The organism is Psychrobacillus sp. FSL H8-0484 (genome assembly GCF_038005325.1).
Taxonomy (GTDB): domain Bacteria; phylum Bacillota; class Bacilli; order Bacillales_A; family Planococcaceae; genus Psychrobacillus.
The window spans coordinates 2,604,669-2,625,556 of sequence record NZ_JBBOSZ010000001.1; the positions used below are offsets into that span (position 1 = coordinate 2,604,669).

General features: G+C 36.5%; 21 protein-coding genes and 1 pseudogene. 1 reads left to right on the forward strand and 21 read right to left on the reverse strand.

Features of this window, described 5'->3' with window-relative positions; all coding sequences use genetic code 11:
* Window positions 1–31: 31 nt before the first annotated feature.
* Window positions 32–283 carry a DUF2627 domain-containing protein gene (locus tag MHH81_RS12640; protein ID WP_340921753.1) on the forward strand — a complete coding sequence of 84 codons (252 nt, stop codon included), beginning with the start codon at window positions 32–34 and terminating at the stop codon, window positions 281–283.
* Between the two features lie 6 nt (window positions 284–289).
* Here MHH81_RS12640 and MHH81_RS12645 read toward each other — a convergent pair whose 3' ends face one another.
* The 21 genes and pseudogenes from MHH81_RS12645 to MHH81_RS12745 all read right to left on the reverse strand — a co-directional run.
* Window positions 290–1,009 (reverse strand): glycerophosphodiester phosphodiesterase, encoded by a 720-nt coding sequence (locus MHH81_RS12645; protein WP_340921755.1) that lies wholly within the window; start codon window positions 1,007–1,009, stop codon window positions 290–292.
* On the reverse strand, window positions 1,002–2,600 hold the full coding sequence (locus MHH81_RS12650) for a DUF342 domain-containing protein (protein ID WP_340921757.1): 1,599 nt from the start codon (window positions 2,598–2,600) through the stop codon (window positions 1,002–1,004). Before MHH81_RS12650 ends, MHH81_RS12645 begins: the two co-directional genes overlap by 8 nt.
* Window positions 2,601–2,960: 360 nt before the next feature.
* Window positions 2,961–3,752 carry a sporulation transcription factor Spo0A gene (spo0A, locus tag MHH81_RS12655; RefSeq protein WP_340921759.1) on the reverse strand — a complete coding sequence of 264 codons (792 nt, stop codon included), beginning with the start codon at window positions 3,750–3,752 and terminating at the stop codon, window positions 2,961–2,963.
* Between the two features lie 233 nt (window positions 3,753–3,985).
* Complete coding sequence (locus MHH81_RS12660; protein WP_340921761.1) at window positions 3,986–4,942, reverse strand: SpoIVB peptidase S55 domain-containing protein; 957 nt, start codon at window positions 4,940–4,942, stop codon at window positions 3,986–3,988.
* A 95-nt stretch (window positions 4,943–5,037) separates the two neighbouring features.
* Window positions 5,038–6,741, reverse strand: coding sequence for a DNA repair protein RecN (gene recN, locus MHH81_RS12665; RefSeq protein WP_340921763.1), 1,704 nt, complete (start codon window positions 6,739–6,741; stop codon window positions 5,038–5,040).
* Between the two features lie 16 nt (window positions 6,742–6,757).
* Window positions 6,758–7,207, reverse strand: a complete 450-nt coding sequence (ahrC, locus tag MHH81_RS12670) for a transcriptional regulator AhrC/ArgR (RefSeq protein ID WP_340921767.1) — start codon at window positions 7,205–7,207, stop codon at window positions 6,758–6,760.
* A gap of 98 nt (window positions 7,208–7,305) precedes the next feature.
* Entirely contained in the window at window positions 7,306–8,124 is an 819-nt protein-coding gene (locus tag MHH81_RS12675; protein WP_340921769.1) for a TlyA family RNA methyltransferase, read from the reverse strand.
* The gene (dxs, locus tag MHH81_RS12680) at window positions 8,121–10,016 is read right to left on the reverse strand and encodes a 1-deoxy-D-xylulose-5-phosphate synthase (RefSeq protein WP_340921771.1); all 1,896 of its coding nucleotides are present in this window, start codon (window positions 10,014–10,016) and stop codon (window positions 8,121–8,123) included. The genes MHH81_RS12675 and dxs overlap by 4 nt, the downstream gene beginning before the upstream one ends.
* An 88-nt stretch (window positions 10,017–10,104) precedes the next feature.
* Window positions 10,105–10,989: a polyprenyl synthetase family protein gene (locus MHH81_RS12685; protein WP_340921774.1), complete on the reverse strand. Its 885-nt coding sequence runs from the start codon at window positions 10,987–10,989 to the stop codon at window positions 10,105–10,107.
* On the reverse strand, window positions 10,982–11,203 hold the full coding sequence (xseB, locus tag MHH81_RS12690; protein WP_340921776.1) for an exodeoxyribonuclease VII small subunit: 222 nt from the start codon (window positions 11,201–11,203) through the stop codon (window positions 10,982–10,984). The genes MHH81_RS12685 and xseB overlap by 8 nt, the downstream gene beginning before the upstream one ends.
* A gap of 5 nt (window positions 11,204–11,208) precedes the next feature.
* The gene (gene xseA / locus MHH81_RS12695; protein WP_340921778.1) at window positions 11,209–12,561 is read right to left on the reverse strand and encodes an exodeoxyribonuclease VII large subunit; all 1,353 of its coding nucleotides are present in this window, start codon (window positions 12,559–12,561) and stop codon (window positions 11,209–11,211) included.
* Between the two features lie 306 nt (window positions 12,562–12,867).
* Window positions 12,868–13,722, reverse strand: coding sequence for a bifunctional methylenetetrahydrofolate dehydrogenase/methenyltetrahydrofolate cyclohydrolase FolD (gene folD, locus MHH81_RS12700; RefSeq protein ID WP_340921780.1), 855 nt, complete (start codon window positions 13,720–13,722; stop codon window positions 12,868–12,870).
* Window positions 13,723–13,749: 27 nt separating this feature from the next.
* Window positions 13,750–14,127, reverse strand: coding sequence for a transcription antitermination factor NusB (gene nusB / locus MHH81_RS12705; RefSeq protein ID WP_340921782.1), 378 nt, complete (start codon window positions 14,125–14,127; stop codon window positions 13,750–13,752).
* Window positions 14,128–14,245: 118 nt separating this feature from the next.
* The gene (locus MHH81_RS12710) at window positions 14,246–14,638 is read right to left on the reverse strand and encodes an Asp23/Gls24 family envelope stress response protein (protein ID WP_340921784.1); all 393 of its coding nucleotides are present in this window, start codon (window positions 14,636–14,638) and stop codon (window positions 14,246–14,248) included.
* 15 nt (window positions 14,639–14,653) lie between these two features.
* Entirely contained in the window at window positions 14,654–16,006 is a 1,353-nt protein-coding gene (gene accC, locus MHH81_RS12715; protein ID WP_340921786.1) for an acetyl-CoA carboxylase biotin carboxylase subunit, read from the reverse strand.
* Between the two features lie 13 nt (window positions 16,007–16,019).
* The gene (gene accB, locus MHH81_RS12720) at window positions 16,020–16,517 is read right to left on the reverse strand and encodes an acetyl-CoA carboxylase biotin carboxyl carrier protein (protein WP_340921788.1); all 498 of its coding nucleotides are present in this window, start codon (window positions 16,515–16,517) and stop codon (window positions 16,020–16,022) included.
* A gap of 616 nt (window positions 16,518–17,133) precedes the next feature.
* Window positions 17,134–17,661 carry a SpoIIIAH-like family protein gene (locus MHH81_RS12725; protein ID WP_340921790.1) on the reverse strand — a complete coding sequence of 176 codons (528 nt, stop codon included), beginning with the start codon at window positions 17,659–17,661 and terminating at the stop codon, window positions 17,134–17,136.
* A 637-nt stretch (window positions 17,662–18,298) separates the two neighbouring features.
* Window positions 18,299–19,210: a stage III sporulation protein AE gene (locus MHH81_RS12730; RefSeq protein ID WP_340921792.1), complete on the reverse strand. Its 912-nt coding sequence runs from the start codon at window positions 19,208–19,210 to the stop codon at window positions 18,299–18,301.
* Between the two features lie 14 nt (window positions 19,211–19,224).
* Complete coding sequence (locus MHH81_RS12735; protein ID WP_340921793.1) at window positions 19,225–19,608, reverse strand: hypothetical protein; 384 nt, start codon at window positions 19,606–19,608, stop codon at window positions 19,225–19,227.
* Between the two features lie 3 nt (window positions 19,609–19,611).
* A complete protein-coding gene (locus tag MHH81_RS12740; RefSeq protein ID WP_142607633.1) occupies window positions 19,612–19,821 on the reverse strand; it encodes a SpoIIIAC/SpoIIIAD family protein in 210 nt (69 codons plus the stop codon).
* A gap of 175 nt (window positions 19,822–19,996) precedes the next feature.
* Window positions 19,997–20,333, reverse strand: a pseudogene (locus MHH81_RS12745) (transposase); the annotation flags it as partial.
* Window positions 20,334–20,888 lie beyond the last annotated feature (555 nt).

A 20,888-nucleotide genomic window follows, 5' to 3' on the forward strand; every position in this document is an offset into this window, starting at 1 on the left:
AATTATATTGGTAGGAACAGGAGTGAAGAAAATGGCTCGCTTAGCGGCTTTAATCGTATTATTAATTCCTGGAATTTTAGCAGCATTTGGGATTAAATTAATGAGAGATACTTTTTTCGGTTTACAAATTCTCCCTATCGGGGGCTTGGCTTTTCAATTTATAAGCGGAATTATTTTCACTGTTTTAGGATTAGGCTTTTTTGCTGGGTTTTTATTAAACAGAGATCGAAAAAACGGAAAAGTTGCTCCACGATTTCAAAAGAAAAAAGACGCAGACTTGTAATCATGGTCAGCGTCTTTTTTGTCTTTGCAATATTTTCTCAGGATAATCGGTAATCCAGCCAATAACTGATTCATGTGGGTGCTCGATATATTTTTCATTTCCTTTTACATTATAGAAACGTATTGGAAAATCAGCATCCCATATTTTGTGCATGAGTTCAGAATCATAAAACTTTTTGTTTAAATGAATAGCGTCTAATTCTTTTAACGATAAGACGTAATCCCATTCAGAGTTTTTTTTACCAATAAAAGCTGTTTGTGTATCCCATTGCATCTCATGTATCGTTTCTAATATGCTAAATTCGAAGGAAGAAAAATGGACATCGGCAATCCCTTTTGTTTTTTCGACGACTTCTCTAATTTTTTCCTTTTTGCCAAGAAAGGATTCTTTTAGTTCAACATTAAGCTTGATGCCTGTTGGTGCGACAAACTGTAAAAATTCATCGAATGTCAGCACTCGACTATAGAAAAACTTACGATAAAATACTCTCCCTAATTTGAGGTCCAATACTTCTTCTGCCAGCATATCCGTAATACGGCGCTTATCTCCAGCTAATCGAAAAAAATCTATATCATGCGTGACAAATGCAACACCATCCGCAGATAGTTGAAGATCCAATTCAAGGCCATCTGCTCCAATCTTGATCGCTCTTTTAAAGGCTTTCATGGAGTTTTCGACTGTTTTCACCGAGTATCCACGATGTGCATATACAGGTATTTTAGACATTTAACTCCCCATTTTCTAACTTAAATTTACCATTTGTTCGACTTGCTAGCATAGAAGACTTATTGCCAATTTGAATTATTGTACCCGCATTTGCTTCCTTGGTTATGTTAATATAATAATCCCCAGTATGTCGCAACATTTTTAATATACGTTGAATCTCTGCATCTATTTCTTTTACTTCTTGTTGCATATTATTATATTTTTGCTTTGTTTGTTCATATACAGCAATTTGCTGGACGGACATCGTATTTTCTAATTGTTTTAATTGGCTGACCTGGACATTCAGTTTCGTCAGTTCATTTTGTAGCTTCATCATTTTTTCAGCATGTATTTTCGCATTTTCCGTTAGTATTTTGCGATCAATACCTTGAACAATGAGCTCTGTTTTTCTTTCTAAGCTATTTCCACAATATGCTGCTGTAATAGAATTGATCGCGATCACTTTACCACCAATAATTTTTCCTTTACGTTCATCTAGAAATATTTCATTTGCAAATATTGTAGACCCTAAAGCATAATATCCGATTTGAATATTTTCTTTCGCCTCAAGTGAACATTCATTTGCATGTTTAATATAAATATTCTTATGTGCTTCTACTTTGGTAACACCACGCCCAAAAATGCCTCCCTTTATGAAGACATCCCCTTCTGTAGATTTGATTAGCTCCGCTGAATTTACACCCTCTTTAGCTTCTACTGAAACGTCTCCAGATGCGATCACAGAATAACCTGGCATAATTGTTCCTTTTACTTGAATAGACCCATCAAACTTTAAATTTCCTGTTTCCAATCCAACATCACCATCCACTATTAGATGCTTTTGAACCGACAACAGGCCATTTACTTCGCCGATGACACCCTTTGTTTTAGAACGAAGAACTGTTTTACCAACTTCTTCAACTTCATAGGCACATTTCGTATCATACTTTAATGGAAGATCGTTTCCTGGGCTAGCGGGTACTTGCTCTCCCAGAATATTTTTTCCTGGAGTTCCGTTTTTCGGAGGAATTTTTTCTCCTAACCAAGAGCCTTCTTCAATCTCGACAATAAAATTCATGTCGAAATAGTCTGCTTTACCATCCTCATTAATAACAGGCTTTTTTTCTGCCTGCGATAAGTAGGAGATTTTCGCATCTTCCCCTTTTTGAGGAGGTAAGCCTTGTGCAATTATGTATGATTTCCCTGTTTTAATCGTTAAAAAATCCAATGGTTGTTGACCGTAGGTAATATGATGTTCCACTAATAATTTTTGAATAGCTGATTGAACATCTATGATATTCTCATGAATATATGCTTGAGATTCATAAAATGTAATAAGCGCTTCCATTTTATCTGCACTAATATCCAGTCCCATACTTTCAATCCAAGTGCCAATCTCAATTGCCTCATGAGATTTACTTTCAACAGCTTTTTTGACCGCCATAAAATTAGATACTTTTAAACGCGGATATTTTCGAGTCATTTCATCAAATTTCTTTAGGTTAAAACCATCTTTTTTAATCGTAATGTATACTCGTCCACTATCTTCAAATAGCGACATATCATCATTTTCTTCGATAATCATTATTCGCACACACCCTTCATTTTTCATTATACGCCCCATTAATAATAGTAGGTTAGAAAAAATGGTCAGAAAATTGAATATACCTATTAATACCTAGAAAATTTAAAAATAACTTAAAATTCTAATATATCATTAGCACTTTAGTGCTATATATAGATTTCTTAAATAGTTTGAACAGTAAGCGAATAGTCAAACATAAACAAATTACTAAATCAGGCACAACAAAAAACACCTCTACTCACTTGAAGGAAAACTTGTAAATGAAGGTGTTTCATATTTTGCATCTATTCATTTAGATTTATTGTGTACAAAAAGTAGTTTGGTGGTATAGATTCCAAAATCTCTCAATATGTGATTATTCTTTTATTCCAAAAGCTAAAAACACGCTTAGCTAGCCATATTCTCCATACGAATTTTATCTGCAATCATTGCAATGAATTCGCTATTAGTTGGTTTGCTTTTTAAGTGATGTACCGTGTAACCGAACATTTTGGAGATCGTTTCATAATTTCCTCTATTCCATGCGACTTCGATTGCGTGACGAATTGCTCGTTCTACACGTGATGGTGTCGTTTGGAATTTCTTAGCGATTTCTGGATATAATACTTTCGTTATAGAACCAAGTAACTCGATATCGGTGTAGACCATTTGAATGGCTTCTCTTAAATAAGAATAGCCTTTAATATGTGCAGGTACTCCAATCTCTTTAATGACATTTGTAATAATATTATCTATCATTCGTTTGTTTTGCACTGCTTCTTTTTCAGGGTTCGATTTTGCTGGAACTTCTTGAACAGTGCCTTTTCTACCGGCAACTTGTTTAATTTGTGTCACAAGTCTTTCAAATTCGAAAGGTTTCAACATGAAATAGGAAGCTCCTAAATCCACTGCTTGCTTCATCACATCTTCCTGACCAAATGCAGTTAGCATAATAACTTGAATGCCATTTAGTTTATCATCTTTTTGTAATGAATCCAAAACTGCAATACCATCTAAATGTGGCATGATGATATCTAGTAATAAAACATCCGGATTAATGGTTTCTAACATTTCTAAACAAAGCTTACCGTTTACAGCAGTACCTATTACTTCTATTTCTGGATGTTGATCAAAATAAGAATCCATTGTACGAATCAAGTCTTTGTTATCATCCACAATTGCAATTTTAATTTTTTCCATAAAACTCATCCACCTTTAGTATATTTTGACTTAGATACTATTCGCTCTTTTTTGACGGCATCCTTTATTTTTTTGAAAAATAAGTCTTTTAGAATACGTTTCCGTTGAATTCCGACATTATGTTAAATCTTTCAACAACTTTGTCGAATTATCTCTATTTCCATTGTATATGTAGGAAAGAAAAAAGGCTACACCATAATTCGGTGTAGCCTTCCGATTAATATCCTCAATCTTTAAGGATTTTTTTTCATCATTTCAGTAATTGCTAATGCTGCCCCATTTTTCGGTTTATCTACATACATATGGGTCACAACACCAATTAATTTCTCCTGTTGCAGAATTGGACTTCCACTCATACCTTGCAAGATTCCACCCGTTTTCTGAATGAGGTTCTCATCGGTAACAGTGAATTGAAAAACATGCCCATCTACTGACGTTACTTTTATAGTGAAGTCTTGAACTTTTTCGCCATCGATGGAAGTGCGCATTATTGCTTCACCAGTCATTATTTCTTCTTTTTCTGCAATATCTACTTGTTGCCTAGGTATATTCTCCAATGCATTTTTCTCTAACTTCCCGAACACACCATACACATTGTTTTCATTCACACCGCCAAGTGGGGTAGTATTGGACTGATGAGAAGTAATTTTATACCCAGGTTTTCCGGGTATACTTTTTTTAATCTGCTCAATGGAAGACAAATAAATTGAACCCTGTGAAAACTTTGGTGTGATACCGGAAGTATGATCCACTATTTGGTGACCTAATGCCCCAAATTCATTTGTGGTTGGATCAAAGTATGTTAAAGTACCAATCCCTTCTGTGGCATCTCTTAGGAAAGGAAGAAGTTTTAACATCTGTTCCGAATAAATTTCTTTTGTATACATTTTTTTGTTACGCTCATACTGAAGAATAATTTGCTCTTTGTCTTTTACTACGGTTTTTACATCTTCTATATTCGTTATCGTTTGGTCGTTTACTTGGTGTATAGCATCACCGGTTCGTAACCAATAATCATCCGTTAGCAAGACATCGTGGCTTAGAAATACCGCTCCATACTGAAGATCAATTTGAATCGATTGACCGAGTGGAACAACAGAGGTTTTTTGAGCAAAAGTAGGTAGACCTGCAAAGAATAAAGTAAAGAAAAGTATTGGCAAAAGCGACCAAATACGATAGCTTTTTTTCATATTTCACCTCCCATACTGATACTATGTCCTACAGAAAGAACTCTATGTGAGGTAAATAATTGATAAAAAAAAGAAGACCCTATAGAATAAGGTCTTCACGCATTTCGTAAAACTTTTTTTCGATTTTTTGCTAATTTAAGCAGTTCTTTCGAATGCTGTAAGGTGGTACTTGTTATTTCTGCACCAGACATCATACGACTTAGTTCCTCTGCTCGTTTTTCATCAGTTACCTCTTCGAGCATCGTAAATGTACGATTTCCCGCTACCTCTTTTTTAATCATTAAATGCTGATCGGCCATCGCCGCAACTTGTGACAAATGGGAAATGCATAATACTTGTGAATTAGTAGCAATCGCTGCAATTTTTTCAGCTATTGCTTGAGCAACGCGTCCACTAACTCCTGTGTCAACCTCATCAAATATGATAGAAGTAATTCCTTGGTGCTTAGAGAATATACTTTTAAGTGCTAGCATCATTCGAGACAATTCCCCACCAGATGCAATTTTTGTGAGCGCTTTAGGCGGCTCCCCAACATTAGTTGAAATATAAAAAGATAATTCATCTAATCCATTTTCATTATAAGCTGATTTTAATGACTCATGAAACATGACTGAGAATGTAGCTTTTTCCATATAGAGCTCTTGCAGTTGCTCCATAATCGCTTCACTTAATAGACTTGCAGCAATTTTACGCTTGTCCGTTAAGTCGTTAGCCTCTAACTCCAGATCAATTTCAATCTGACGAATTTTTTCAGTCATCCTTTGTATTTGTTCATCTCGATTAACTAACTGATCAAGGCTATGTTGAACTTTCTCTTGATATTGTAAAATCTCTTCAATCGAAGCGCCATATTTTCTTTTCAGTGTTTGAATGAGCGCGAGTCGGTCCTCTACAACTAGTAATTGATTACTATCGTATTCCATTTCGTCCAATTCATTTTTTAATTGATATGCAGCATCTTGTAGCATATAAAATGCCGAAGATACATTTTCGCTAAGTTCATGCATATTTTTATCAACATCTGAAATATCCTTTAAATCTGCCATCGCTGTACCTATATAATCCAGTCCTCTAGATTCTGCTAGGATAGCTTCATACGCACTGCTCATTTTGTCGAAAACTTTGTGGAAGTTTAGTAGCTTCTTTTTTTCTTCCAGTAGCTGGTCTTCTTCCCCAACCCTTAGTTGGGCTTCTTGAATTTCTTCTACTTGGAACGTAAATAAATCAATTTTATGGGCGATTTGTTGCTCATTTTCTGTTAATATAGCAAGCTCTTTTTTCCACTTTTTATATTTTGCAAATAGCTCTTTATACGCCTCTTTCACAACTTTTAGCTCTTCACCTGCAAATTGATCCAGTAGATAAATATGTGCCTTGTCATCCATTAGTTCTTGGCTTTCATGTTGACCGTGAATATCTATTAAGGATGCGCCAATTTCTCTCAAAATTCCTATAGTGACCAGTTTCCCGTTCACTCGACAAACGCTTTTGCCAGAATCATTAATGTCTCTTCTTAAAATAATTGTATCTTCGTCTATGTCAATCCCAACGTCTGTCATTTTTTTAAAGACACTATGGCTGGGATTGGAAATGATAAATAAGCCTTCTAGTTCCGCTTTTTTAGCTCCATGACGGATAAATTCCTGAGAGCCTCTTCCACCGCATAATAAGTGAACAGCATCAATAATAATGGATTTCCCTGCGCCTGTCTCTCCAGTTAACACAGTAAGTCCCTCTTCAAAGCTCACTGTGAGTTCATCAATAATGGCAAAATTTTTAATGGATAATTCCTTTAACAACAGCCTTCACCTCTTTTTAAAGCATCTCTAATAAGCGATTTTTCACTATTTCACTGTCTTCTTCTTCTCTACATAATATTAAACAGGTATCATCTCCGCAAATCGTCCCAAGTATTTCTGTCCAATCCAAATAGTCGATTAACGAACCAATTGCATGTGCGTTACCAGGTAAAGTTTTCATTACTAAGAAATGACTTGCTCCATCGATACTAACAAAGGCATCTGTTAAAGCACGATGAAGTTTTTGTACCGGATTAAAACGTTGGTCTGCAGGTAAACTATATTTGTAATTGCCATTTGGGAGTGGTACTTTCACTAAATGTAACTCTTTTATATCTCTAGATACGGTTGCTTGCGTTACGTTATATCCTGCATTTTTTAAATGGTCAACTAAATCATCTTGTGTTTCAATTTCAAAATTTGCAATAATATCACGAATGCGAATGTGTCGCTGGCCTTTATTCAAATTAGTCACCTCATTGTATATTTATTCTATTTACTTTCTACATTAGCATTTCGACTTAAAAGTCACAAGAAAAATGCGGCTCTTAAATGAGCCGCAACTTATTTTAGGGAATTATGCGCTTCGTTGACGAGTTTTGTAAAATCAATTCCATGAGGAATTACCTCTTCTGCATTTACGCTAATTAAATGAAATAGAAATTCAATATTTCCTTCTCCACCGGTAATTGGTGAGTAGGAAGCATTTTTCAATTGGAAGTTTTGACTTTCCGCAAAGTTTGCAATGTCATTTAACACGTCTATATGTACTGCTGAGTCCCTTACTACACCTTTTTTCCCAACTCGATCTTTCCCTGCTTCAAACTGTGGCTTTACTAACGCGATCACGTCACCATTTGGAACTAAAATAGTTTTTAATGTAGGAAAAATAAGTTTTAAGGAAATAAAGGATACATCAATAGAAGCAAACGAAGGTAATCCTTCAGCAAAATCAGCAGGTGTAGAATATCTAAAATTTGTTTTCTCCATCACTGTAACACGAGGATCTTGACGAATTTTCCAAGCTAATTGGTTACTTCCCACATCTAATGCGTATGCATGCTTAACTCCATTTTGTAAACCGCAGTCCGTAAAGCCCCCTGTAGAAGAGCCAATATCTAACATAATCTTGTCTTGAATAGTAAGATCAAATTGTTCTATTGCTTTTTCAAGCTTTAGTCCACCACGACTTACATATTTCAACACTTGGCCCTTCACAGTCAAAATAGAATCAACTTCTATTTTCTCTCCTGGCTTATCTACTCGTTCTTCTTTTTTATATATAAGCCCAGCCATAATAGCTCGCTTCGCTTTTTCTCTTGTTTCAAATAAACCTTGTTCCACTAATAGTATATCTACTCGTTCTTTCGGTATTTTTGTCATGATGAAATATACCTTTGAGTATCACTTACTGTAGTTTTTACAAGCTTTACAATGTCTTCTGTTGTAATGTTTATTTCTTCTAATAGCTGGCTAACATCTCCATGTTCAATAAAGATATCTGGAATTCCAATTCGTTTCACATTGGCAATAAGGTTTTGTTCATTATAGAATTCTAACACTGCACTACCGAAACCGCCTTGTAGAGCACTTTCTTCAACCGTAATGATTGGAATATTACGCTCATACAAATTTCGAAGCATTTCATCATCTAGCGGCTTAATAAAACGAGCGTTAATAACCTCGACAGAAATATTCGCTTGTTCTAATTGTTCTGCAGCACTCATGGCCATAGGTATTGTTGTTCCAAACGTTAAGATTGCAGCTTGAGTGCCTTCTTTCAATACTTCCCATGATCCAATAGGAATTGTTCGCAACTCCTCATCCATTGGCACACCTAGTCCGTTTCCTCTTGGGTAACGAAGTGCAATTGGTCCATCTGAATAATCAAATGCCGTTTTCACCATGTGCTGCCCTTCGTTCTCATCTTTTGGCATCATAATAACCATATTCGGCATATGACGTAAAAACGATATATCGAAAACTCCTTGATGTGTTTCACCATCTGCTCCTACTAATCCAGAGCGGTCTATACCAATTACAACATTTAAGTTTTGACGGCAAATGTCATGTAGAACTTGATCATACGCACGTTGAAGGAAAGTCGAATAGATCACTAGTAATGGTTTCATTCCGTCTGCAGCCATACCAGCAGCCATAGTTGTAGCGTGTTGCTCAGCAATTCCTACATCAAACATTCGATCAGGGAATTCAGTAGCGAACCCTTCTAATTTAGAACCTACCGGCATAGCTGGAGTAATTGCGACAATACGTTCATCTGTGCGAGCAAGTTTTCGTGCTGTTTCAGCAACAAGCCCGCTCCATGATGGTGCTTGAGTCGATGATTTAACAAAAGCGCCAGTTTCCATTTTATATGGACCAGTTCCATGCCAAGTACCAATCTTGTCTTGTTCAGCTGGTTTGTACCCTTTTCCTTTTTTCGTAATGACGTGAAGAAGGACAGGACCTTTCATTTTCTTCGCATATTGCAGATTTTCTTCTAAGTCTTCCAGGCTATGGCCATCAATAGGCCCTAAGTAAGTGAAGCCCATTTCTTCAAAAAACACACCTGAAACGAGTAAATACTTTAAGCTATCTTTTACTCGCTCTGCAGTAACAGCAAGTTTACCGCCAACTGCAGGAATTTTCTTTAATAAATACTCTAATTCATCTTTTGCTTTATTGTACGTACCATGTGTACGTAATTTACCTAATACATTGTGCAAAGCCCCTACGTTCGGAGCAATTGACATTTCGTTATCATTTAAAATAACGATCATATCTGTTTTCTCATGACCAATATGGTTTAACGCTTCTAATGCCATACCACCAGTAAGCGCTCCGTCTCCAATAATTGGTATTACGAAGTTCTTTTTCTTTTGCAAGTCTCTTGCTTTTGCCATACCCATAGCTGCGGAGAGAGAGGTAGAGCTATGCCCTGCTTCCCATACATCATGTTCGCTTTCAATTCTTTTTGGGAATCCGCAAAGTCCTTTAAATTGACGTAATGTATCAAATTGATCCGCTCGCCCAGTTAAAATTTTATGCACATACGCTTGATGCCCAACATCCCAAAGAAACTTATCATCTGGGCTATTAAAAGACTTATGCAATGCAATTGTCAGTTCAACAACACCAAGATTAGGTCCAATATGACCTCCTGTAACGGATAGCTTCTCTATTAAAAACGATCGAATATCTTCACTTAGTTCCTTTAATTGTTCATTATCTAAACTTTTTAAAAAGGATGGGCTAGAAATTGAAGTTAAATCCATTGCCATCACACACCTTCTTTTAGATTTCCTATTATACGACTAGTTAATATCATATCAATAACTAGGCGTAAAACAAAATTATACGCTATTAGTTCGATCTTTTTGTAATATAATTAGCAATCTCTAAAAGTAGCCCTTTATGAAGACTTACTTTTTCTAAAGCAACAATCGCTAAATTATATTGTTTTTGTAGCTGCTCTCTCGCCCCATCTAAGGTTAGAATAGATGGGTATGTATTTTTTTCACTTAATACATCTTTTCCAGCCGTTTTGCCCAATTGTTCAGAGGTGCCTTCTATATCTAATATATCATCTTGTATTTGAAAGGCTAATCCAATGTGGAATGCATACTTCTTGAGGGCATCCATTACTTCCTCGGATGCATTTGCAATAATGCCACCAGCTAGAATACTAAAGGAAAGAAGTGCGCCGGTTTTATTTACATGAACTTCTTCTAATTGATCCAAAGTTAATGATTTACCCTCACCTAACATGTCTAACACTTGCCCTCCTACCATTCCTTCAGCACCTGCTGCAAAACTGAGTTGGTCCATCAATTGTACTTTTTGTTCTGCTGTAAGATGTTGAAGTCGTGCGATGATTCCAAATGCAAGCGTAACGAGAGCATCTCCAGCTAATATAGCAAGCGCTTCCCCAAATACAATATGATTGGTAGGTTTTCCTCTGCGCAGATCATCATTATCCATTGCTGGTAGATCATCATGAATCAGAGAATACGTATGAATCATTTCAACCGTACTAGCTACTATTATTGCATCTTTGTTTGTTATGTTCAGTTCCTCAAGTACTGCTAGTGTATAAAGTGGTCTTATTCTCTTTCCACCAGCTTGAAGTGAATAAGACATCGCTTCTTTTAATTCTTTAGGAGCTTTAATTTCTTTAATTAGTATATCTAATTTATGTTCTACAAGTGGTTGATTGGCTTGGATAAAAGTTTGCAATACATTACTCATTCGCCTGGCCAGCCTCTTCTTTATTTTCACCCATGAAAGAGACAAGTTGTTTTTCTGCGCTTTGTAATTTGTCACTACACAGCTTGGAGAGCTCCATCCCTTTTTGGTAAAGTTCAATTGCATTTTCTAGCGGTACATCCCCTTGTTCTAGTTGACGAACGATACCCTCCAGTTGTAGCATAGCTTCATCGAATGGAATTTCTTTTTTAGTCATAACAGTTAATCTCCTCTCTCTTTCATTTCAACTTGTTGAACAATCGCTTCGATACGACCATCTGAAAGTGTGACAAATATAGAATCTCCTTGTTGTACATCATCTACCGATTTTACTAACTTATCGTCTTTGTAGGTAATGTTATATCCACGGTCCATTATTTTTAATGGATTTAAAGCTTCTAATGTGCGTAAAGATCCTATAAATTGTTGACGATGCTTTTCAAAAGTGGAGAGTACTACTTGGTTTAATTGATTCGTAATCGAATGTACTGATTTATGATGTTGATCAATTACTTTTTGTGGTGACAGTTGAATGAATCTATTTTGTATTTGAGCAAAATGACGGCCTTTTTCTCGATATAGACGGCTCGTTTCTCTTTGTAATTGTTGTTCCGCTCGGACATATCTTTCTATAAAAGGACGATATAACTTTTCCGGAGTTGCCAGTACGGGAGATTCTATTGCTCGTTTGTATCTATTTTTTTCATCCGCAAGTTTTTTGGATACGAAGTGTAAGCTAGCAGACTGATAGGATAAAATATTTTTCATCAGATTTTCTTTGCTTGGGACAGCCATTTCTGCTGCTGCAGTTGGTGTTGGAGCTCGTAAGTCAGATACAAAATCGGCGATCGTTGTATCTGTTTCATGACCAACGGCACTAATGATTGGTACATGGCTATTGGCAATTGCTCGTGCCACTATCTCTTCATTGAATGCCCACAAATCCTCAATGGAACCTCCACCTCGGCCTACAATTAGTACATCAATATCTCCGAATCCATTTGCTTGTTCAATGGATTTTACAATGGAAGGTGCAGCTTGTGGACCTTGCACAATACTAGGAAATACGACTACTTCACTAATAGGATATCGTCGTTCTAAAGTAGTTAAAATATCACGGATTGCTGCTCCCGTTTTAGAAGTAACAACCCCAATTTTCTTAGGAAAAGTTGGAATCGGTTTTTTTCGGGTTGGATGGAATAATCCTTCTTGCTCTAACTTCTTTTTTAGTTGTTCAAATGCTAAGAAAAGTTCTCCAATACCATCTGGTTGCATGCTTCCAGCATATAGCTGGTATTGTCCAGCTGCTTCAAACACGTTAATATCGCCTCGTACAAGTACATTCATACCGCTTTCTGGAGTGAATTTTAACGTTTTTGCATTCATTGCAAACATGACAGAGGTGACGCGTGCTGCATCGTCTTTTAACGTGAAATAAATGTGTCCGCTAGAATGAACTTTCACGTTCGAAAGCTCTCCTTTCACGTACACATCCCGCAAATGCGTATCCGCATCAAATTTTCTTTTTATGTATTTAGTTAGTGCTTTTACAGTTAAGTATGTATGTGAAGACACAAAAACAACTCCTCAGACTGGTGACAAGTTAAAAGCTGTTCTTCTCTAGAACAGCTCAGACTGTTGACAAACGCTTTCATTCTTCGTTACTTACACATCGTTGTAAGCTCATGAACTTTAGCTCTATTCGCTTCCGCCTCAGTGCTCCTGCGCAAAGCTCGTCGCAGAAAAAAATTAGCAACCGTTGCCGCAAGGATGCGAGGAACTTAGGTTGCTACCTAGACTAGCGTTTCCACAGTCTAGCGAAACCTCCGAATTTAGATTTTGTCTTCAACCTCAGCTGATTTTCTGAAGAACAGCTCTTAATTAGTTACTTAATGTATTTTCGGCTGCTAGGCATGTATTTTCCATTAGCATAGCAATTGTCATAGGACCTACCCCACCAGGTACTGGCGTAATTTTAGAAGCAACTTCTTGCGCAGATGCAAAATCAACATCACCACAAAGCTTATTATTCTCATCGCGATTGATCCCTACGTCAATCACTACAGCGCCTTCTTTAATATAACTAGCGTCTATCATTTTTGCTCGACCAGTTGCTACAACTAAAATATCAGCTTGTTTTGTGAATGCATGTAAATCTTTCGTTCTCGAATGACAATACGTTACCGTAGCATCTTTTTGTAGTAATAGTTGTCCCATTGGTTTACCAACAATATTACTTCTACCAATAATTACAGCATGTTTCCCCGCTACATCTACATCGCTGTATTCTAAAAGTTTCATTATGCCAAATGGTGTACATGGAAGGAAGGTTTGTTGACCGATCATCATTTTGCCAACGCTTTGCGGATGAAAACCATCTACATCTTTTAGTGGAGAAATAGCTGCAATTACTCGATCTTCGTCGATTTGTTTTGGTAAAGGTAGTTGAACTAAAATCCCATGAATTTTTTCATCATGGTTTAGTGCCTCTACGTTTTTTAGTAGTTCATCTTCTGAAATAGTTTCTTCTAATTCGATCATGATTGAATACATGCCAAGTCTTTCACATGTTTTCGTCTTGTTGTTTACGTATGTTTGGGAAGCGGGATTACTTCCTACTAAAATTACTGCTAATCCAGGTGTTACCCCTTTTGCTTTTAAGCTTTCTACACGATCTTTTACTTTATCTGTTACTTGACCTGCTATGAGTTTGCCATCAATTTTATGATTAGTCATTAAAAACGCTCCTTAAACTTACGTATACTATTGCTCTGTATATTTAGATAATACACCATTTACAAATCGGCTAGATTTCTCATCTCCGAACACTTTGCAAATTTCTAAAGCTTCATTAATAACTACTTTAGCAGGTGTCTCTTCTGTATATAATAATTCGTATACAGCTATACGAAGAACTGTTCGTTCGATTTTTGGTAATCGAGAAAGTGACCAGTTTTCAAGCTTGTCTGTTAGGGTAGAATCGATTTGCTCTTTATGCTCAATTGTTCCAGTTACTAATTGAGTTAAAAACGAGTCTTGTTCATCCGTAACATGTCCAATTGCTTCTTCTATCGTAATTTCGTGATTGTCTAACTGAAATAGTGCTTGTAGTGCTAATTCTCTCGCTTCTCTTCGTTTCATTATTTAGTTCTCCTTTAAATGTAACTATCTACACAATAATAGCATATTTTTTTGTACAGTGGTTATTAGAAAGAAGAAAATAAGAAAAAGAGCCATCTCATGGAAGGCTCTCTATCATTTATTCTGCAGTATCAAATTGTACGCCCATAATATGCACATTTACTTCCTTAGGTGTTAAGCTTGTCATATTTTCAATTGCTTGGCGAATTTGAGATTGTACTTCTTTTGCAACGGCAGGTACTGAAGAGCCGTATTTCACTACGCAATATACGTCGATGAACAATCCATCATTAGTAATCTCTGTTTTAATCCCTTTACCATGCACTTTTTTTCCTAATCGTTCTACAACTCCTGCAGCAAAGTTACCGCGTGTTCCTGCGATTCCTTCCACCTCATTAGTAGCAATACCTGCAATTACTGTTATTACCTCAGGAGCGATTTCAATTGTTCCTAAGTATTCTTTTCCTTCAGGAGTCATTTGAACAAATTTTTGTTCGGTTGTTTCTGTCATATAGAACACTCCTTTTTATGAATTCATTACATCGTATTTCTCTAAAAACTTCGTATCAAAATCTCCAGATACAAACACTTCATGATTCATGAGCTTTTCATGGAAACCAATTGTTGTCTCTACACCTTGGATGGCGAATTCGCCAAGAGCGCGTTTCATTTTCGCAATTGCTTCTTCTCGCGTTTCACCATACGTAATAAGCTTCGCTACCATCGAATCATAGAATGGCGGAATAGTATAGCCTGGATAAACAGCAGAATCGACGCGAACGCCAAGTCCTCCTGGTGGTAAGTAAAATTCAACTAAACCTGGAGAAGGCATGAAGTTTTTAGCAGGATTTTCTGCGTTAATACGACATTCAATTGCCCATCCTTTAAGTTTAATATCTTTTTGTTTGAAAGGTAATTTTTCTCCTGCTGCCACTTTCAGCATTTGCTGAATTAAGTCAATTCCCGTAATCATTTCTGTTACAGGGTGTTCTACTTGAATACGCGTATTCATTTCCATGAAATAGAATTTTTGATTGATGTGATCAAAAATAAATTCTACTGTACCAGCACTGCGATAGCCAACAGCAAGTGCAGCCTTCACAGCTGCTTCTCCCATTTCGGCACGAAGTTCTTCTGATAATGCTGGAGACGGCGCTTCTTCTACAAGTTTTTGCATGCGACGTTGAATAGAACAATCACGTTCGCCAAGGTGAACCGCATTCCCATGCGCGTCTGCAAGAACTTGAATCTCTACATGACGAAATACTTCGATATATTTTTCTAAGTACACACCTGGGTTACCAAATGCTGCTGCTGCTTCTTTTTGTGTAATTTTAATTCCTTTTATCAAATCTTCTTCGTCTTTTGCAACACGGATCCCTTTACCACCACCACCAGCAGTAGCTTTAATAATCACAGGGAATCCGATTTCTTTTGCTACTTTTAATGCATCTTCTTCTGTTTCCACGATTCCTTTCGAACCTGGAACTGTTGGAACACCAGCTTTTTGCATGGTTTCTTTCGCAACATCTTTAATTCCCATACTTCGAATGGCTTGTGAAGTTGGTCCGATAAATGTAATATCGCATTCTTCACAAAGCTCCGCAAACTCTGCATTTTCTGCTAAAAATCCGTAACCTGGGTGTATCCCGTCACAGCCAGTAAGTTTAGCAACACTAATGATATTAGAGAAATTTAAATAGGAATCCTTTGATAATCTAGGACCGATACAATAAGCTTCGTCCGCAATTTGAACATGTAGTGCATCACGATCTGCTTCTGAATAGACAGCAACCGTTTCGATGTCCAATTCTTTACATGCACGAATGATACGAACTGCAATTTCACCACGATTGGCAATTAATACTTTTTTCATCATCCTTGCTCCTTTCTTAGTTTTTTACGAGGAACAGAGGTTGACCGTATTCAACTAATTGTCCGTCTTTTACAAGAATTTCAACAATCTCACCGTTCACTTCCGCTTCGATTTCATTAAATAGTTTCATCGCTTCTACGATACAAACAATCGATTCGGAAGAAATTTTCGATCCAACTTCTACATACGCCGCTGAATCTGGTGAAGAAGATTTATAAAAAGTTCCAACCATTGGAGAAGTGATTTTATGCAGATTGCTGTCTTCCAAAACAGGTGCTGTAATTTTTTCCACTTTTTCTATTGGAGTTTCACTTACAGGTTGCAGGTTAGCTTCTACTACTTTTGGCTGTTCCACAACTACGGAAGAACTTTCAAATGTTTGTCCAGAATTTAGTACAGAACCTTTATCATTCTTTTTTAATTTAATTTTAGTACCTTCTGATTCATATAAAAATTCATCTAGTGTAGACTGATCGATTAATTTAATAATTTCTCTAATTTCTTGGATTTTCATATAACCTATCTCCCTTTGAATACATTATTAATACTACTCTACCCATTCTAGACGTTTTCAGCCTATTTTGAAATAGGAAACAATTAATTCTTATGAAATTTCCCTGTAACCGGTATATTTTTGCATTTTTCAAGTTCCTAAGCATTAAAAAACCACTATTTTTTTTATGCAAACAAAAAAAGTGCCCCCGAGGCACTTTTCAGACTGTAGGAAAACTCAATTTTGGGTGCATAGAGTTGTATATTAAAATTCGGCAAGGAAACACCACTTCGCTTTCCGTGAGCTTGGCTTCAGCCTCGGGCCAACACGAGGTTGGTCATGAAGGCGTTGCCGCAAAAGTTCTTTTGCGACGAGCTTTGCGCAGGAGCAGGACGCGGCGTTCTTGGCCTTCCTTCCTCAAGCGTTCCTGCGGGGTCTTCTGCTCAAGCTGTTCCCACAGGAGTCTTCGTGGTGGTCCTTGCCTTATAAACAATTCCTTATAGATATCCACTATCTTTACTTTTAATTAGATAAAGTAACCTCTTTAGGAATATTTATTGATATTATTATTCATAATCATTAATAAAAATACTTTTGTCGTCAAGCTGAAAAGTGCCCCTAAGGCACTTTTCTTTTGTTATTGTCCGTCAAATTTCACTTCTACTTTATAAGCTTGTGGCCACTCTCGTTTTACATTGTAAATAATATCAGAGGCTTTTTTTGGAGACGATTCATTTGAAACCACATCTATTAATACATTGTTATCCTCAATGCGAACGAACGCATCATCATAACCTAATGATTTAATGATTAACTCTAGCATCGCTTCAGCAGAATCAACATTTACTAACTCTTCTATTTCGCTGTAAGCTTGATCTTTTTCTTCTGCTGTAAGATCGTTATTTCCTACTTTAGTTGTGAGTTGTTCACGAAGTTGGCTGCGTTTTTCTTGTACTTCCATCCTCATTTCTTCAAAAGCATTGCTACTAGAAAGAAATGATTGTTCATTTGATGAAGTTTCTACTAATCCTACCTCATCTAATGTATCATCAGAAAAAAGCTGGATTCCATCAAACGGTGATGGTCGTTCCGACATATAAAATACTGTAACTACTGCTACTAAACTTAGTAATGTTAAAAACCAAACGGATCGTTTTCTATTCATATCATTTATCCTCCAATTCCATTTCTTCTATTACAATTCGATGCGGAGATATTTGTAAAACAGATGACAGGGTCTTTATTAAATTATTTTGTATACGTTTATCGCTCGCTCCTTCCGCAACTACTAGTATTCCAATCAGTTCCTCTTTGTCCTTCCCACTGTCACTTGTCCATTGGAAAAATGATACGTCACTTTCCGATGATTTTTCAGCGTTCGATTCGTAATGAAAATAAACTGCGACTCTACCAACTCCATTTATTTTTTCCAGAATTGTAGAAAGTTCATCTGGAGATTGGGAAACTGGTTGAACTGTATTCGCATTATCACCATCATTCCGACCAATTACTTCTGAAAAAAGTAGACTGATGATTAGAACAGCTATACTAATTACAACAAAACGAAAAGTGGGCTTTTGTTTAAATGGAATTGTACTTCACCCTTCTTTTCATAATGGATAACATACTTTATGCAAGACAACCTATTTATATGAAGAGAAAGGACATAATCCAAAATATAATCGAAATTTTTACAAGAAAGCCTGTACGTTCCTTATCCATATGCTCTAATAGAATGGAGAGAATCTCACCGACGACAACTATGAGTAAAATACCATATAAAAGGGTTGAAACGACTGTAGTTATCCTTTCACACTTATAAGTAGTTTTGCAAAAAGCATGGTTAATATGATTGTGAAGAAAAATGCAAACGCGATTAACACCGAAATAATAGATAAGACAAATAGTGTCTTTCCAATATCATCTAACAGTCCACTAATTTGTCCATCTATAAAAGGTTCTAAAATAGCACCTAGCAATCGATACAGGAAAGCAATTAAGATCGTTTGAATCGTTGGAATAGATACTAACACTAATACAGAAAACAAAACGGCATTACCAGTAACTACGGATGCAGAGGATGAATAGTTTTTCATCGTACTTATACTTTCTGTCAATAACGACCCGACAAAGGGTATATTATTTTGGATTAAGCGTTTGACCGTTTCATTGACTGCTCCACTTACAGTCCATGTGATGACACCATTCACAGTCATAAAGAAACTATACAGGACAAGAATGATGGATGTTGATCCCACTAACGTCATTCGAATTAGATCCGACATCTTAGAAAATGATGTGGCTGGATGAATTCTCGTTATTAAATCAAAAATAAACGCTGCTAGTAATGCTGGTATTAATACCCTTTCTGCCAAAATGGACGTAAAGGTCGCAAATAACATTACCGCGGGGTTCCAAGAAGTTACTAGTAATGCGCCACCTGAGATAGCTATACCTGCCGTAAGCAGAGGGTACACACCTAAAAAAAGATGAACTAGCTGATTTGTTAGTGCTTGAATCATACCTACTGTTCGAAAAGCGGGCTCTAAACAATAAAAACAAATAATCATGATAAATAATAATTTAAAGAGTCTTTTGCTACTCGGAATAAACCACTCTAAGCAAACAAAAATAAAACCAAACAGGAGAATATACGTAAATGTTTGTATAACTTCTTTCACTGGCTGCAATACAGTTGAAATTATTTCTTCCATCCTAGTTCATTCCTTCAAGAGAGTAATCCCATTATCGATAAAAACTTTTCATAAAACTTCTTCATGTGTTGGAGCCAAACAACGAGTAAGATTGCTTTTGTTGTAAATGTAATGATGATAGCCAGGCTTGTATATTCATAGTCTAAAAGAAGTTCTTCCACAATTTGAGATATAAAAAGTAAGATTACCGAAAAAAGGAGAAGTTTAAATACGGGTAGAAGGGCTTCTGGTACGATCGAAATATACTGTGTAACAAATGGAATAACGATGGATGTCACAATATAAGTTAGAAATAGAAAGATATAAATGGTATAGATAATGGAATGTAACCGAGGATACGTTTCTTTTACTAGCTGCAATAAACAAAATGCGAGAATAATCGTTACATATACAATCATTTGTTAGCTCGTCATCAGAAGCCATTCTAAAAATGACGAAATCTCATAAAAGAATAGTCTTAATAAACGTAATAACTCGATTGTCATGTAAATATACCCAACAAAAAACAAGAAAAACGCGAATTCTTTCTTACCAGTTGACTCAAAAAACAAGTGAAGAATAGCTATTAATAAGCCTATACCCGCAACTCGAAGTACATCGTGAAGTTCCACAATGCCTCCCCCTTCCATACAAGTAGCATATGAAAGAATAAAAGAGAATATGAAAAAGAGCCTTGCAAATTCGTGGCCAATGAAAAACTATCGTTGTTAAAACAGCAAATTCTTTTTAAACAAAAATCCGACACTTCTTGTTCCAGTTTGAACAGGAAGTGCCGAATTTCTTTGTCTATTTCTCCTCTTTTTCGTTCAATAATTTCAAAATCCATTTCAGATTGACGGTGAATATCGTTGTGGCAACTTGTATTTCCATGCCAAATAACCCCCAAAGGATGCTGTATCGTATCCGTGAGTATTCTTCCATTCACTATTTTTCACTTCGATGTTATAGCGTTTTCGCGCAAGCTATTTATACGTTTCCGTTTCTTGAAACGCTGCTTGTTCTTGATGTTCTGTCGATTTAATCGAAACTGAATACGTTTTAGTTTTTGTGCCTTCTTATAACAGCCGTCTCGCAGTTGACAAACTTTACACTTTTCAATATTAAAATAGAAGGTCTTCGCTTGAACTAAAGAAATATATTTACATGGAATAAAGTATAGTTGATTTCCGCTATAGGCGGACGCTTTCCGCGGGGTGAGCGATAAGCCATCCCGCTGGAGTCGCCGCCTGCCGCTTCAATCAACTAAGTCATAAATGTTCGTATATTAATGACAAAGTAGTATTTATGAAATTAACTCGAGTATTTATTTTATGGTGATGAGAGTGGAAGGTGACGACTCCAGAGGGAAAATCGCGTCCAGGTGAGACCCCGCAGGAGCTTGCGGAGGGCACTGAAAAACTCTATTTGAGAATTTTTTTTGATAAATATTTGATGTGTCGATACTGTGTACTATAGGATTTAGCACGGCGGCGCTCGCCCACGGAAAGCGAAAAGAGCCGTGCTAAATCCAATTAGCGGATAATTATTAGGAATTTTATTAGAACACCACTTTTTCAGTGCACTCAGCTTGCGACGATGAGGCTCACTGACCGCCTGCAACGGAATCACCAGATGTTATATGTAATTAAAAAGCGAGTTCTTGAACGACTTGTCGTTCAAGAACTCGCTAAGTAATGAT